Annotated in this window: 13 protein-coding genes; 7 read left to right on the forward strand and 6 right to left on the reverse strand. The window is 51.5% G+C overall.

Annotation, left to right across the window (positions count from 1 at the left end):
• Positions 1–390: 390 nt before the first annotated feature.
• The 4 genes from TRICHSKD4_RS25395 to TRICHSKD4_RS25410 all read left to right on the forward strand — a co-directional run bounded on the left by TRICHSKD4_RS25395 (position 391) and on the right by TRICHSKD4_RS25410 (position 4,281).
• The gene (locus TRICHSKD4_RS25395) at positions 391–1,536 is read left to right on the forward strand and encodes an aminomethyltransferase family protein (protein WP_009760140.1); all 1,146 of its coding nucleotides are present in this window, start codon (positions 391–393) and stop codon (positions 1,534–1,536) included.
• A 72-nt stretch (positions 1,537–1,608) separates the two neighbouring features.
• On the forward strand, positions 1,609–2,217 hold the full coding sequence (gene dmmA / locus TRICHSKD4_RS25400; protein WP_009760141.1) for a dimethylamine monooxygenase subunit DmmA: 609 nt from the start codon (positions 1,609–1,611) through the stop codon (positions 2,215–2,217).
• The gene (locus tag TRICHSKD4_RS25405) at positions 2,214–3,200 is read left to right on the forward strand and encodes a PDR/VanB family oxidoreductase (protein WP_009760142.1); all 987 of its coding nucleotides are present in this window, start codon (positions 2,214–2,216) and stop codon (positions 3,198–3,200) included. The genes dmmA and TRICHSKD4_RS25405 overlap by 4 nt, the downstream gene beginning before the upstream one ends.
• Positions 3,201–3,213: 13 nt before the next feature.
• Positions 3,214–4,281: a DUF3445 domain-containing protein gene (locus tag TRICHSKD4_RS25410; RefSeq protein ID WP_009760143.1), complete on the forward strand. Its 1,068-nt coding sequence runs from the start codon at positions 3,214–3,216 to the stop codon at positions 4,279–4,281.
• A gap of 36 nt (positions 4,282–4,317) precedes the next feature.
• Here TRICHSKD4_RS25410 and TRICHSKD4_RS25415 read toward each other — a convergent pair whose 3' ends face one another.
• Positions 4,318–4,941 (reverse strand): XRE family transcriptional regulator, encoded by a 624-nt coding sequence (locus TRICHSKD4_RS25415; RefSeq protein WP_009760144.1) that lies wholly within the window; start codon positions 4,939–4,941, stop codon positions 4,318–4,320.
• Positions 4,942–5,056: 115 nt separating this feature from the next.
• On the opposite strand from TRICHSKD4_RS25415, the gene TRICHSKD4_RS25420 reads away from it, so the two are divergent.
• Entirely contained in the window at positions 5,057–6,091 is a 1,035-nt protein-coding gene (locus TRICHSKD4_RS25420; protein WP_208993178.1) for a GlxA family transcriptional regulator, read from the forward strand.
• Here TRICHSKD4_RS25420 and TRICHSKD4_RS25425 read toward each other — a convergent pair whose 3' ends face one another.
• The 5 genes from TRICHSKD4_RS25425 to TRICHSKD4_RS25445 all read right to left on the reverse strand — a co-directional run bounded on the left by TRICHSKD4_RS25425 (position 6,092) and on the right by TRICHSKD4_RS25445 (position 12,172).
• Positions 6,092–6,652 carry a sarcosine oxidase subunit gamma gene (locus TRICHSKD4_RS25425; RefSeq protein WP_009760146.1) on the reverse strand — a complete coding sequence of 187 codons (561 nt, stop codon included), beginning with the start codon at positions 6,650–6,652 and terminating at the stop codon, positions 6,092–6,094.
• Positions 6,645–9,596, reverse strand: coding sequence for a sarcosine oxidase subunit alpha family protein (locus TRICHSKD4_RS25430; RefSeq protein ID WP_009760147.1), 2,952 nt, complete (start codon positions 9,594–9,596; stop codon positions 6,645–6,647). Before TRICHSKD4_RS25430 ends, TRICHSKD4_RS25425 begins: the two co-directional genes overlap by 8 nt.
• Positions 9,593–9,880: a sarcosine oxidase subunit delta gene (locus tag TRICHSKD4_RS25435; RefSeq protein WP_009760148.1), complete on the reverse strand. Its 288-nt coding sequence runs from the start codon at positions 9,878–9,880 to the stop codon at positions 9,593–9,595. The genes TRICHSKD4_RS25430 and TRICHSKD4_RS25435 overlap by 4 nt, the downstream gene beginning before the upstream one ends.
• 13 nt (positions 9,881–9,893) lie before the next feature.
• On the reverse strand, positions 9,894–11,144 hold the full coding sequence (locus tag TRICHSKD4_RS25440) for a sarcosine oxidase subunit beta family protein (RefSeq protein ID WP_009760149.1): 1,251 nt from the start codon (positions 11,142–11,144) through the stop codon (positions 9,894–9,896).
• Between the two features lie 143 nt (positions 11,145–11,287).
• Positions 11,288–12,172, reverse strand: coding sequence for a LysR family transcriptional regulator (locus TRICHSKD4_RS25445; protein ID WP_009760150.1), 885 nt, complete (start codon positions 12,170–12,172; stop codon positions 11,288–11,290).
• A gap of 114 nt (positions 12,173–12,286) precedes the next feature.
• On the opposite strand from TRICHSKD4_RS25445, the gene TRICHSKD4_RS25450 reads away from it, so the two are divergent.
• On the forward strand, positions 12,287–13,735 hold the full coding sequence (locus TRICHSKD4_RS25450; protein WP_009760151.1) for an aldehyde dehydrogenase family protein: 1,449 nt from the start codon (positions 12,287–12,289) through the stop codon (positions 13,733–13,735).
• On the forward strand, positions 13,732–14,763 hold the full coding sequence (locus tag TRICHSKD4_RS25455) for a membrane dipeptidase (RefSeq protein WP_247642850.1): 1,032 nt from the start codon (positions 13,732–13,734) through the stop codon (positions 14,761–14,763). Before TRICHSKD4_RS25450 ends, TRICHSKD4_RS25455 begins: the two co-directional genes overlap by 4 nt.
• Positions 14,764–14,765: the final 2 nt, after the last annotated feature.

Genomic DNA, 14,765 nt, shown 5'->3' on the forward strand with positions numbered 1-14,765 from the left:
CGTATGCATGTGGTTGCGCCGTCGGCTCGCTCCGACTTCATACATGCAAAAACCCACATGAATCAGGAACATGAAGACTACTGTTACCCAGTAATAAAACTCCGTGAACACTGTAGTTAGCGCATTTAAGTTGCCGTCCATCTGCGTCTCCCCATTCAGATATTCTGTTAATTCTCAGATTTGTTTTTCCGTCCACGATGCCGGAATTTTCTTATCTGTCAAATTTTTTTACTGGTAGGTAATGTTTGAGTCAGGGTGAATTGGCTGATAATTTGCCTTTGAGTCGACAATGAAATTTCCTAACAGTAAAAAAATATGAATGAAAATGTTGATTTTTGATCTGACTTCAGTCTGAATATTGCCAACGGGAAAAGTTCGGGGAGGATTTTGATGGCGATCATTTACAGGACGTCGGCGCTGGCTCAACGCCACGCCCAGATTGGCGGCCAGCTCGAAGATTGGAATGGCATGGGAACCGCTTGGTTCTATGACGATACTCCTGAACGCGCCAAGGCCGATTATGAGGCTGTCCGGACTAAGGCCGGCCTCATGGACGTATCTGGACTGAAGAAGGTCCACTTGAGTGGACCGCATGCTGCAGCTGTTATCGATCGAGCCACCACCCGAAATGTCGACAAGCTAATGCCCGGTCGTGCTGTGTACGCTACGATGCTCGATGACCGGGGCCTGTTTATCGATGATTGTGTGATTTATCGCTTGTCGGTCAACAATTGGCTCCTGGTTCACGGAACCGGTATGGGGCATGAAAGCCTTGCAATGGCTGCCTATGGCAAAAATGTCGCCATGATATTCGATGACGACCTCCATGATATGTCCTTGCAGGGTCCTGTAGCGGTAGATTTCTTGGCAAAGCACGTTTCGGGAATTCGGGATCTTGCTTATTTTGGCATTATGCAGACCAAATTGTTTGGCAAACCGGTCATGATTTCCCGGACCGGCTATACAGGCGAACGAGGTTACGAGATCTTCTGTGAAGCCCGCCATGCTCTCGAGCTGTGGGACGCGATCCTTGAGGACGGAAAAGACATGGGCATTGTGCCTGTTCAGTTCTCCACCCTGGACCTGTTGCGCACGGAAAGCTATCTGCTGTTTTACCCAGGGGACAACTCCGAGACGTACCCATTCCCGAACCAGGCATGTGGTGATTCCCTTTGGGAACTTGGTCTTGATTTCACGGTTTCTCCCGAAAAAACAGGGTTTCGTGGTTCAGAAAACCACTATGCCCTCAAGGGCAAGGAACGCTTCAAGATTTTCGGCGTCCGATTGGAAGGCACTACACCGGCAGGTGAGGGGGCAGAGCTGATCAAGGATGGTGAAGTGGTTGGTGCCGTGACTTATGGCATGAATTCCGATCTTAACGGCCATAATGTCGGCATCGCCCGTATGCCGGTTGCCTGCGCCGTAAACGGCACCCCCATGACCGTCCGCAATGCAGATGGAACTGAGATTTCCTGTGTGGCAGAAGAAATGCCTTTCTATGACAGGGACAAGGCCATCCGAACTGCCAAAGGATAACCATGCCTGTGAAAGCTGCGTGAATGCGGTGTTTTCATCTTTGCATCAACTGGTAGGGACGAGACGAAGAGAATGTCCAGATTCACATTCCCCGACAGTATTGCCAGCCGCCCCGTCTACGGCACATTGGAGCCCAAGCAAGGAAAGGCGCATCTGATGATTGCTGATGCAGAGGGGGCAGAAGCTTTGCTTGATCTAGGCATGCACAATCCAGACATTTTTAAAAACTCCCATGTGATCTTCATTCCGAAGGATACGGGGCAAACCTACATTGGAAGTTTGGCCGACCTTGATCCGGAACAATTTTATGTTGGTCCAAGCTATGACGCATCAGTCCCGCGCATTCGTCGAGTGTTGTCTGGCGCTCACATGGGATTGCAGGTTTATCTTGCGGGAACCGAAGGACTGATAGGTCAGGCGCAAAATGAGGCGATGCAAGCAGGTATTCCTCACACGGCAATACAGTCTGAACATCGGGGTTCCGTGGCCCGCCGGATGCAATGTGTGCATTGCAAGGGGATAACGGAAGATGTGACAACCGATCCGTTTGTGTGCAGTCACTGTGGCCTGAATCTGTTCGTGCGCGACCATTACTCCAGACGCCTTGCTGCGTTCCAAGGCGTCAGGGTCGATGCTGAAGATCCCGGAAACATTCCAGTACCCGTGGAGCTTTATTCATGAGCGCGGCGCCTCAGAAAGTCCGCGCAGGAGCGGAAAAGATTGACGTAACAATCAGTGCGGTCACGCCTTTGAACGAGTTGGTGACTAGATTCGAATTTGCGCGTTCGGACGGCGAACCTTTCCCGCCGTTTTCACCAGGGGCACACACAATTGTCGAGTTGAATGATGGCGGTCGAACCCGACTGAATCCCTACTCATTGATGTCGGATCCCTCAGATTTAAGCACATATGCCATTTCGGTGCGTCGTGACGATCACGGGCGCGGAGGGTCGCTGTTCCTTCACAGGAATGTCTCTGTCGGTGATGAACTCACCATCACGTACCCGGTCAATTTGTTTCCTCTTGATTTGCGTGGCAAAAAACATCTGTTTCTTGCTGGCGGTATCGGCATAACTCCATTTATGGCTATGATCGCTCATCTGGAACGGATGGGGGGGGCGTGGGAACTCCATTATTCGTGCCGTTCCCGAGCGCTGGGGTCTTACGCGGATGAGCTCAAGAAACGTTATCCCAGCAAAGTGCAAGTCTATTTCGACGACCAGGCACAATCCATAGCACTGGAAAACCTGCTCAATGGACAACCCCTCGGCACTCATGTCTATGTTTGCGGGCCCAAGGGTATGATCGACTGGGTGCATTCGATGACAGCCTCTCATGGTTGGCCGGAAGAAAACGTTCATTCTGAGGAGTTCTTGGCCCCTCAACCCGGCAAACCGTTCGAAGTGTGGTTATGCAAGTCAGACATGCTGATCCAGGTCGGCGAAAACGAAAGCCTGCTTGAAGCCATGGAACGAAGTGGTGTCGATGCGCCATTTTTATGCCGGGGCGGTGCGTGCGGCCAGTGCGAGACGAACGTCATCGAATCTGAAGGTGAATTTCTTCATCGTGACCACTGGCTTGATGATGACGAACACGCAAACGGAAAGAAAATCATGCCCTGTGTGAGCCGGTTTGTCGGCAAGAGCCTGATTTTGGATCGATAGGAACGGATGAACAATGACCATACAGTTCAACAAGGAAAGCTTCCGCGGCGATTACACGTTTCATAACTCTGACTGGGCCATCCAGCGTTTTCCGTTTCCATTCCATGAAGATAGCTACATGTATTCGGTCAACATGGAGCAGCATAGAGGTGGTCCGGAAGGCTCGGTCTATGAAAAGCGCTTTGATGTAGATGAGCACTATGTTTCAGAAATGCACGATCGAGCGCTTGTGCTGGCTGAAGATCCCTTGAGATGTCAGTCTCTGCCACACATGACACTGGCGGGATGGGACCTCCTTGAGTTGATTATGGTGGCTAAGTCAGAAGACTATCCAGAGCTATTTGAACTGCATCGCAATGGTGATACTTGGCGATGGGTCAATAAACCAATGGAGATTGACGACACATTCACGTTTCTGGACGAAACGACGTTGCCATACGGGCCGATGGAGTACATCACCAGGCAAGCACAAGGAGATTGGTGTGTCCTAGATCAGCGCGATGATATGCTCTGGATGGATGCAGGCATGGTGACAACCCAGGCTGATTGGTCTCTCGATTTTGATATCGGGATGAACTTCTTTGAATGGCACGCGCCAGTGCCGCTCGCGCATGAGATGGGTATTTTTAAACGGGCTTTGAAGTTCTTGTTGAACATTCAGCAGGGTGCGCCCGCGCGGCGCTTGAACTGGACCATGACGGTAAACCCGCTGCTTGATACAAGTCCTGAAAACTATCACAAATGGGGCGTGCAAAAGACCACACTGACGCCCAAGAATATCGGTGCCAAACAGCACCTGCGGGTTGAACTGCAGACTTTTTTCCGGCTACCGCGTTCAAATGCTCTGGTGTTTCCAATCCGGTGCTATTTGATCGCATTTCAGGATCTCGTTACTATTCCGAAATGGGGTCGTAGACTGCACCGGGTCATTCGGGATCTGCCTGACGAACTGGCAACCTACAAGGGGTTTATCGCTAACCGTCCAATGATGCTCGATTATCTGAGCCGATATGATGATGGTTTGGCGACATCTCCTGGAGTATGGCCTGACCTTGAAATAGAACCTGAGCTACAGAAGTAATGCTGATGATGCAAAGCATCAATTGGACGGAAGAGTTCAACCTTTTTGCGGGTAGCTGATGATCGACAGATAGCGCGCGGGAAGCTCTACGAGCTGTTCCGGTCCATGTGGCGCATCGGCATCGAAAAATAGAGTATCGCCCGGAGTGAGATCATAGAGTTCAACCCCATGGCGATAGGTTATGCGACCTTCCAGCATGTAGATGGTTTCAATACCAGCGTGTTGAAAGGTCTCGAATGTATCGGACTCTGAAGTCAAGACTATCAGATAGGGTTCAACGATAACTCCGCTGGAATTCGCACCAATGTGGCCGAGCAACTTGTACTGGTGACCTGCTCGTGTTCCATCCCGTTCGATTTCAACACCCTTGCCTGCCTTTGTGTGAATGGCTTCCCGGCGTTCCTCATACCCTTTGAAAAGAGCGGTGAGCGGAACAGAAAGCGCACGTGAAAGGTTTTGAAGCGTGGTGAGAGAAGGGGACGTATTTCCGTTTTCGATTTTCGACAGCATTCCAACGGATAGGTCAGTCAATTTGGAGAGTTCCGCGACAGTAATGCCGCGTTGTTTTCGAAAACTTCGAACCTTTCGGCCTATCGCGACCTCGAGTACTTTTTCGCGTTCTTCGCGGACACTGTGTGGATCTTGAAAGAACTCTGTCATCAAATTAACTGCTTCATTTTATGGCCAATTCCAAAGCACTACATTGTTTTTTGTGAAACTTCCACTTGTCTTACGAGCGTAGTGCAAAGTTTACTGTGTTGTAAAATAATTTACTGTGATTAAAATTTCTGACATCAGTGTGTGCGTGTTGGAGCAAAAAGTGACGACTAAAATTGGTTTTTTACTGTTCCCGGGTTTCCCAATGTCTTGCCTGACCTCAGTCATTGAGCCTCTTCGTGCAGCCAACGAAATATCTGGGACATCCGCATTCGAATGGTGTCTGGTTGGGGAGACGCTAGATCGTATTGAATCCAGCGCGGGCATTGTCTTTGCCCCTGAGTTTTCCCTAGAAGCAGCCAATAGGTTGTCATATCTCTTGGTACTTGCGGCGCCCTCCGTACAATTTACAGACAATCGCACTACGTCCAGACTTCGCAAAATTGAACGTCATGGCTGCAAACTCGGGGCGATCAGCGGAGGTGTCTTTCCACTCGCTCGCAGCGGTATTGTGGATCACGAACGTCTATCGGTTCACTGGTGTTATGAACTCGCGTTTGCAGCTGAATTTCCTCACATGGATCGTAGTAGCAATGTGATCGAGATTTCAAAACGACATGTCACAGCATCGGGAGCCGCTGCCGCCTTTGATTTGGCCCTCTGGATGATAGAGGAATCGTTGAATGAAGATGTCGCAAATGAGGTGGCTTGCTGGTTCCAGCATCCGGTTATTCGCAAACTTGGCGTGAAACAATCTGTTCCAGTAGAGAAGTTTGACTGCGAAGCTTCGAATGTGTCCAGTATAGTTAAACAGGCTATAGCTATATTCTCGGAAGACTTGTCTTTGCCTGTTTCAGTTGCTGACATCGCTGGACAGGTCAATCTGTCTCCGAGGCATTTGGAACGGGTTTTCAAACATTCAACCGGCCAGAATCCAAGTGGTTATTTCCGGCATTTGCGAATGAAAGCTGCCAGGCAAATTATCATGTACACAAATGATAGCATCGGTGATGTCGCTGCAGCTGTCGGCTATGCCAGTGAAAAGCCTTTTATCAAACAATATCGGTCGACATTCGGCGTCGCACCTCAGGACGATCGCAAACGTATCAATCTCTACAGGGTGGAGAGCAACAGGCCAGTACCCTCGGTCTGATCAAAAAACAGATCGAAAAGCCGTTACCAGCGCATGGTACAATGAACCGGCAGAAGAGCGAGGACCGATCACCGAGAAATGGTTCTGTGTTCTACACAATACAAAACATCCAAGATGTTCAATTGATGTGCGAACGGCTTCTCCGCCTGTAAATGCATGGGTGTCTGCTGCACATAACCGTTCGAATAGGTCTGATAATGATGGTCCTTTTAGGTCAAATCGGCACCAAGCGTCTGTTTGTTCCGTTACACTGTAGGCATTTGGAGAGGTGCCGGCTAGCCGAGCCGCAAGGTCTTCATGCGTCTCGAACGGGGCTTCAATCATCCACTGATCTGGCCCCATCCAAAATGCTGAAAGGTTATTACCGCAATGTTCAGCCGCTCCAGGTGGGGGCGTGCCGAGAAACGCCTCCAACGCGGCAGCTGTATCCTGTTCACGTCCCAGACGGGCAGAAACGGAAGCCAATGCAATATCTGTGATTTCTGTTAGCGTCACTGGGCCATATGTTTCTGTGACCGGTTCTTTGTTACCGAGTGGCGTAATTGCTTGTAGGTTAGGCACGAAGACGTTCTCCCTCAGGATCAATGAAATGGGCACTTACCACTTCAACGTCGTGATCAACGTTGGTCAGGGGGCTAACGAGACGAACAATTTCGCCTTTTCTAGTATCACCTGATTTTAGATATCCGATGCCAATGTGATGCCCGAGGTTGGGCGAATAACAAGCAGACGTCACATAACCCTGATCGTGTTTTGCATCGACCGGACTGCCCTTTGTCATCAAGTGAGCTCCAGCAGGAACCGGGTTGGCCAAGTCGACGGGCTTGAAACCGACAAGTTTTAGCGCGTCGTCTTCATTAAGGCCTTCACGTTCAGACAATGTAGAGCCGATGGAATCTTTCTTCTTGGAAACCATGCGTCCCATGCCAAGATTGAGAGCAGTTGTTGTCCCATTGAGTTCATTTCCGGCAGCATGACCTTTTTCAATTCGCATGACGCCGAGTGCTTCCGTGCCGTAGGGCACGACATCAAACTCTTCTCCCTCTTTCATCAGACAACGCATGAGAGCGTCTCCATAACGAGTGGGAACGGCGATTTCATAAGCAAGTTCGCCGGAGAACGAAATTCGGAACAACCGGGCTCTTAAACCTCCGCGCACCGTTATTTCGCTGCAAGCCATAAACGGGAATGCTTCATTGTCGATGGGAAACTCGGGGTCGACGATCTTTTGAAGCAACTTGCGTGAATTGGGACCGGCAACGGCATATTGCGCCCAGGCTTCAGTCGTTGAAATCAACTGAACATTCATGTCAGGAAACAGACACTGGCGCACGAATTCCATGTGCCTGTAGACGCCGATTGCATTGGCGGTGGTTGTGGTTACGACAAAATGATCCTCGGCCAGTCGAGCCGCGGTGCCATCATCCATGGCGACCCCGTCTTCTCTAAGCATGAGGCCGTAGCGCGTCTTTCCAACTGCCAGTTTGGCAAAGCCATTACAGTAAACCTTGTTCAAGAATTCAGCTGCGTCGTCGCCTTGTACATCAATTTTTCCGAGGGTCGTGACATCGCAGACACCCACGGAATTCCGGGTTTGTAAAACTTCGCGGTCCACACTCTGACGCCAGTGGGTTTCGCCAGCTCTTGGAAACCATTGGGCACGTAGCCACATACCCACTTCAACAAACACTGCGCCTTGTTCTTCTGCCCAGAAATGGCTGGGTGTTTTGCGAACTGGTCTGAAATGTTCGTCACGCGAACGACCAGCAAACGCACCAATAGCGGTTGGTGTGTAGGGCGGGCGGAACATGGTAGTTCCCACTTCCGGAATGTTCTTGCCGGAGACTTCTGCCATGATAGCCAAACCGGCAATGTTTGACGTCTTGCCCTGGTCTGTTGCCATCCCAAGGGTTGTGTAGCGCTTGAGATGTTCGACGCTGACAAAATTCTCTTGATGCGCGAGGGTGATGTCCTTCGCCGTCACATCATTTTGTTGATCCACCCAGGCCCGCTTCGCTCCCTGGACATGCCAAAAAGGTTCTATTTTTGCAGGTGCATCTTCAGCCTCCGGAAAGGCGATGGTTTCGCTCTTCTTTCCCAAATGTCCGAGGACTTCGGTTGCAGCTTGCTGTCCTGAACGCAATGCCCACTGTGTACTGAAAACGCCATTGGCGGCACCTGCGGGAACCAGCCCCTTTGGCAGCACGCCTCCCGGAACAAAGGCAGACAATGCCTCGTCCCACTGTGGTCTGCCGCGTTGATGACAGGTCAGTTGTACATTCGGGTTCCATCCGCCTGATACACCGAGCCCCTGAACTTCCAGCGACCGGATTGTACACGATGTCGTGGTCACCTCGACATGCGTCAGTCCGAGGCGTCCGGCCGTGTTTGTGATCCTGCCACCCGCTATCGTCTCATAAGAGCCTGATGAAGGCGCATTCTCTCGGCTGTCAATGACCGTCACCCTCACGCCAAGGGTGGTCAGATCAACAGCGGTTTTGTGACCGTCATCGTTGTTTGTGAAGACCGCAAGCGCCTTTCCGGGAGTGACTGCCCATCTGTTCGCATAGGAACGCATGGCCGAGGCCAGCATGATGCCTGGGCGATCATTATTTTCAAAGACAATGGGCCGTTCTGTGGCTCCGGCACTCAAGATGGCGTGTTTGGAATAAACCCGCCACAGGATTTGACGCGGCTTGCCGGTGAGGGGTTTGGGGCGATGATCACTGACGCGCTCCACAACGCCGTATACCCCGTGGTCGAACGAACCGATAACTGTGCTGCGGTTCATGACGCGGACATTGGGCATGGTTTGAAGTTCAGCCACCGTTTGAGCTGCCCAGTCAGCCCCGCTTTCGTCTCCAATGGTATGGGTTTCCGAATTTAGGCGGCCACCCAACAGATAATCTTCGTCCGCAAGGATGACGCTGGCCCCTGAATTGCCCGCAGTGAGGGCTGCGGCAAGACCGGCTGGGCCTGCTCCAATGATCAGCACGTCACAATGTAGGTAGCCCTTGTCATAGTTGTCTGGATCCGGCTGGTGGCTCAGTGTCCCGAGACCTGCAGCTTTCCGGATTATCGGCTCATAAACCTTCTCCCAAAAGGAGGTCGGCCACATGAAGGTTTTGTAGTAGAAACCTGCTGTCAGAAAACTCGAAAGACGGTCATTGATGGCCATTGCGTCCCATTTCAGCGAAGGCCATCGATTTTGAGACTTTGCAGTCAAACCTTCGAACAGTTCTGCGGTGGTCGCTCGTGTATTGGGTTCATGCCTCGCCCCTGTTCGAAGTTCGACCAGAGCATTCGGCTCTTCAGAGCCCGCGGTCATGGGGCCGCGCGGGCGATGATACTTAAAGGACCGACCCATGAGACGCACATTGTTTGCCAGAAGCGCAGAGGCAAGCGTATCTCCCTTGAAGCCTGAATACTGGCGGCCATCAAAGATAAAGTTGAGCGGTTGATCCCGATCTATCAGGCCGCCGTTTAATCGGTTCGGGCTTGTCATTTCGAGCGTCCCTCTGCACTGGCCACATCCCTGGCCATTTCGACCTTGCTGATTTCATGGGTCAATGTGTTGCGCGTTACGATCAGCCATGACCGGTCGCCTTGTTCATGAAACCAAAGTTCTCGATGCTCTCCGGCAGGATTGTCACGCAGATATCCGTATTTGGTGAATTGGGCGAGGGCGTCCTCTGCCTGCCAATCCGGTCGATGGATCAGATTGGCATCTCCCAAATAGACAAATTCGCTTGCATCGCGTGGGCCCAAGATGGGATGATTGATCAACATGTCCGCTGCCCCTTCAGTGCAGGTTGGGTTGGTTGCCCATGCCCTTTTCGTCAATCATCCGCCCTGTGGCGAAACGATCGAAACGATAGGCTGTTGCGGTTTGGTGTGGTGTGTCGGTTGCCAGAAGGTGTGCATATGCAAATCCTGAAGCCGGAGTTGCCTTGAATCCTCCGTAGCACCACCCACCATTGAAATAGAGGCCGTCGACATGAGTGCGATCGATGATCGGAGATCCGTCCATTGACATGTCCATAACGCCGCCCCAAGAGCGGAGAAGACGCGCGCGTCCAAGCATGGGGAGAATCGCCATCCCGCCTTCGCAAACATCTTCAATTACGGGAAGGTTGCCGCGCTGAGCATAGGAGTTATAGCCGTCAATATCACCGCCGAAGACAAGGCCACCCTTGTCCGACTGACTGCAATAGAAGTGCCCCGCACCGAAGGTGATGACTCCGGGCAGTAGCGGTTTTATACCCTCTGATACAAAAGCTTGTAGCACATGGGTTTCAATCGGTAGGCGCATAGAGGCCTTGGCCATTAGCCTGGAAGACGACCCCGCAACACAGGCACCGACTTTTTGAGCTCCAATAAATCCACGCGTTGTATCGACGCCGAGGCACCGACCGTTCTCAATCTTGAATCCGGTCACTTCGCAATTCTGGATGATGTCGACACCGCGCTGGTCGGCTCCACGTGCGTAACCCCATGCAACTGCATCGTGTCGAACAGTTCCGCCGCGGTGCTGGGCCAGTCCACCCATTATTGGAAAGCGAGCGTTATCGACATTCAAAAATGGGTAGCTTTTTAGTATTTGTTCAGTGCTTAACAGCTCGGCGTCTGCTCCGTTCAGGATCATGGCATTGCCACGACGAATGAATGCATCACGTTGGGCGTCTGAATGGATCAGGTTCAATATTCCGCGCTGACTAACCATCGCATTGTAGTTGAGTTCTTGTTCAAGACCTTCCCAAAGCTTGAGTGAGAACTCGTAAAACGGTTCATTGCCGTCCAACAGGTAGTTTGAGCGAATGATCGTTGTGTTGCGACCAACATTCCCGCCTCCGATCCAGTCTTTTTCGAGCACGGCGACGCGAGATTTCCCGAATTCCTTCGCCAAATAATAAGCAGTTGCCAGTCCGTGCCCACCACCACCAATGATGATGTAGTCGTAACTCGATTTGGGGTCGATGTCCCGCCAGGCGGGCCCCCACCCCCTATGCCCGGTCAAAGCTTCCTTGATGACCCTGAACCCTGAATATCGCATCGCTTCGGACTCCCTTTGGAGCATGATTTCAGCAATCGCGAAGCTTGTCTTGGCTCTATTCGGACCTTGTCGGGTTCAAATCGGACATTGAGATAAATAGTTGCATCTTAATATTCGATGATACTCGAAGATATTAATGAATGTCAGTTTGCGCCGTATTCAGATGCATGTGCCAGCACAATTTCGCGGAAAATCTGAGTCGCGGGCGGAAGGCGGGAGTTACTTCTTTGCAGGAGGTCAATTTGTCGCTTCAGCTGTTGTTCTGAAATTGGGATGAACAAGAGGTCATTTACCAGTGGGTCAACCACCAGACGTGGCAGTACAGTTAGTCCAATATTTGCGCGCACCATTGCCAAAAGAGAAGTCGTATTGCGAACCATCAATCGAGACGATTGAACCCGTTCCTGCAGATGTTCGTTCGGAATATGCGCGCAAAGACCATTGGCTATGAAGGGCCAAATTTGCAGATCTGTCCATTTTACAGGTCGGTCCAGGTTCGCGATTTCGTGAGACGTGTGACAAACGATGCCAAAATCATCGGAAAACAGCTCGTGGCTTTCGACCCGGCTGCTGAATTTGGAGCCGGTTGCGATGCCGAGGTCCACGCTCTCACGTTCCAATTCGCGCAAGACTGAATCTGAGTCCATATCCTGAATGTCAATGTGAACATCCGGGTGCATCTCTGCAAACAACCGGATAATCTGTGGCATCATGTTTTCGGCGATCGACGGGACAACAGCTATTCTGATGGTGCCTGCTTTTGCCTTGGCGTAGCTCTCAATTGCTTTGGTCGCCCTGTCAAAATGCTCAAGTTCTCGCGACGCTTCCTCTAACGCAAACATTCCAAGTGCTGTGAGTTTGTTTTTGCGATCTGTCTCAAAAAGTGGGGAGCCGAGATGTTCTTCCATTTGCTTGAGCATCATGGAGATTGCCGAAGGCGTACGGCCTAGCGCCTTTGCGGCATCCGATAGATTCCCGCATCGAGCAACGGTGACAAAGCTGCGCAACATGTCTGTCTTTAGTGCCAATTTCAGAAATCCTGAAGTTTGTTTCAGAAATTTGATTTTGACTGAAGTAATTTAAAGTGTCCATAGTGAAATCCTAATGAAGTCCTTCTAGACGCGACGGTATTTGGGGCGGGGATGAAAAACCAAAAATGCAACTATATCGCCGGAAAATGGGTTGCCGGTGAGACAGAAATCGAGAACCTCAACCCCTCTGACACTTCGGACCTGATTGGCACCTATGCTCAAGCCAGTTCATCACAATTGAACGATGCGCTTGAGGCTGCGGAAGCTGCCCAACGGACTTGGGGAAACAGCGGTCTGGAGCAACGTTACAACGCTCTGACGGCCATCGGTCAGGAGATGATGGCACGTTCTGCGGAACTGGGTGAGCTTCTGTCTCGTGAAGAGGGCAAACCGCGCGCTGAGGGCGTTGGAGAAGTCTATCGTGCAGGCCAGTTCTTTACCTATTACGCGGCCGAGTCGTTGCGGCAAATAGGGGATACGGCCGATTCAGTGCGTCCCAACATAGAGATTGATGTGCGTCGTGAGCCAATCGGTGTTGTCGCGATCATATCGCCCTGGAACTTTCCGATCGCGACAGCTAGCTGGAAAATTGCGCCTGCTTTGGCTTTTGGTAATGCTGTTGTCTGGAAGCCTGCAAATCTAACTCCGGCCTCTGCCGTCGCATTTGCGGAGATCATCGATCGACAAATCCTGCCTGCAGGCCTGTTTAATCTCGTGATGGGTAGTGGCGGTTCTATTGGCCAGCAATTGGTTGAAAGTTCCAGCGTTGACGCAATCTCTTTCACAGGGTCGGTGCCGGTCGGGCGGGGCATCGCGGCCGCAGCGCAAAACTTCACCAAGGTTCAGCTGGAAATGGGATCCAAGAATGCACTCGCCGTGATGGATGATTGCGATCTTGACCTTGCCGTTTCCTGTGCCTTGAACGGCGCTTTTGGCGGGACTGGGCAAAAATGCACCGCATCCTCGCGCCTCGTGGTTCACGAAAGTCTCCATGATGCCTTTGTTGAGAAACTGGTGGCAGGAGCCAAAGCTCTAAGGGTCGGACACGCTCTGGAGGAGGGCACACAAATAGGTCCGGTTGTGAGCGAGGAGCAACTGTCTGCAAATCTCGACTACATCAGCGCAGGAAATGCGGAGGGCGCCGAGCTTCTTTGTGGAGGAGATCGTTTGGAGCGAGCATCACAAGGCTATTTCATGGAGCCGGCGGTATTTGCCGGAACAAATAACTCTATGCGTATCAACCGTGAGGAAATGTTCGCGCCAATCGCCTGCGTCATTAAGGTTGGTTCGTATGAAGAAGCCCTGGATACCGTGAACGACACCTCATTCGGTCTCACCTCCGGTATCATGACCAAATCCCTTTCTCGGGCCAGCCATTTTCGGCGCAACGCGAAAACCGGCTGTGTCATGATCAACCTTCCTACCGCTGGAACTGACTACCATGTTCCCTTTGGCGGTCGTGGCGATAGTTCCTATGGACCAAGAGAGCAGGGCGGATACGCAAAGGAATTCTACACGACAGTCAAAACGGCCTACATTGCGTCTGGGGATCCGCAATGATGTCTCGCGAACGCCCAATCCGCGTTGATTGCCTGCAATACGCCAACTGGTCGGAGAAGGTCTTTCGGCAAATGCGAGAAGGCGGGGTTGATGGTGTTCATGTAACCATCGCTTATCACGAGAATTTTCGCGAGACAGTCCAAAATATCGAGCAATGGAACCGCTGGTTCGAAAGATATCCAAACCTGATTTTTCTGGGACGCACTGGCGACGATCTCACCCTAGCGCGTGAAACAAACCGAACAGCGATCTTTTTCGGATTTCAGAATCCGTCACCAATCGAGGACGATATCGGACTGATCGAGGTGCTTCACACGCTCGGTGCTCGGTTTATGCAGCTGAGTTACAATAATCAGTCTCTTCTTGCGACCGGATGCTACGAAGCGCAAGACCCCGGCATTACGCGCATGGGTCGACAAGTAATCAAGGAAATGAATCGTGTCGGCCTTGTTGTTGACATGAGCCACTCTGCTGAGCGCTCAACTCTTGAAGCGATTGAGATTTCCGAACGTCCGATTGCAATAACTCATGCAAATCCATCCTTCTGGCATCCTGCATTGCGCAACAAATCTAACGATCTCCTTCGAGCTCTGGGACAGTCGGGAGGAATGCTCGGCTTCTCTGTCTACCCGCATCATTTGAATGACGGTTCCGACTGCACTCTGGAGAGCTTCTGCCAGATGATTGCCAAAACGGCTGAATTGATGGGGCTCGAACGGATCGGGATCGGGACAGATCTTTGTCAAGATCAGCCAGACAGCGTTGTCGAATGGATGCGCGTCGGTCGCTGGACCAAGGAAATCGACTACGGCGAAGGTTCGAAAAACAGTCCGGGATTTCCAGAAATGCCTGTGTGGTTCCAGGACAATCGCGATTTCAACACGATTGAATCCGGCCTTTTGGCAGTTGGTTTCAGTTCGAATGAAGTCGCCAGGATCATGGGAGAAAACTGGCGTACTTTTTTTGACCAAAGTTTTGGTCCTGCTGACCGGCAGATCAACATGCTTGACAGAACTGCCGCCGAATAGTC

It is taken from the genome of Roseibium sp. TrichSKD4 (assembly GCF_000148725.1).
Lineage (GTDB): Bacteria > Pseudomonadota > Alphaproteobacteria > Rhizobiales > Stappiaceae > Roseibium.

What these genes read in the sequence shown, in the direction of transcription:
- TRICHSKD4_RS25395 (WP_009760140.1), top strand. Translation starts at nt 391, where the DNA reads ATGGCGATCATTTACAGGACGTCGGCGCTGGCTCAACGCCACGCCCAG.
- dmmA (WP_009760141.1), top strand. Translation starts at nt 1,609, where the DNA reads ATGTCCAGATTCACATTCCCCGACAGTATTGCCAGCCGCCCCGTCTAC.
- TRICHSKD4_RS25405 (WP_009760142.1), top strand. Translation starts at nt 2,214, where the DNA reads ATGAGCGCGGCGCCTCAGAAAGTCCGCGCAGGAGCGGAAAAGATTGAC.
- TRICHSKD4_RS25410 (WP_009760143.1), top strand. Translation starts at nt 3,214, where the DNA reads ATGACCATACAGTTCAACAAGGAAAGCTTCCGCGGCGATTACACGTTT.
- TRICHSKD4_RS25415 (WP_009760144.1), bottom strand. Translation starts at nt 4,941, where the DNA reads ATGACAGAGTTCTTTCAAGATCCACACAGTGTCCGCGAAGAACGCGAA.
- TRICHSKD4_RS25430 (WP_009760147.1), bottom strand. Translation starts at nt 9,596, where the DNA reads ATGACAAGCCCGAACCGATTAAACGGCGGCCTGATAGATCGGGATCAA.
- TRICHSKD4_RS25435 (WP_009760148.1), bottom strand. Translation starts at nt 9,880, where the DNA reads ATGTTGATCAATCATCCCATCTTGGGCCCACGCGATGCAAGCGAATTT.
- TRICHSKD4_RS25440 (WP_009760149.1), bottom strand. Translation starts at nt 11,144, where the DNA reads ATGCGATATTCAGGGTTCAGGGTCATCAAGGAAGCTTTGACCGGGCAT.
- TRICHSKD4_RS25450 (WP_009760151.1), top strand. Translation starts at nt 12,287, where the DNA reads ATGAAAAACCAAAAATGCAACTATATCGCCGGAAAATGGGTTGCCGGT.
- TRICHSKD4_RS25455 (WP_247642850.1), top strand. Translation starts at nt 13,732, where the DNA reads ATGATGTCTCGCGAACGCCCAATCCGCGTTGATTGCCTGCAATACGCC.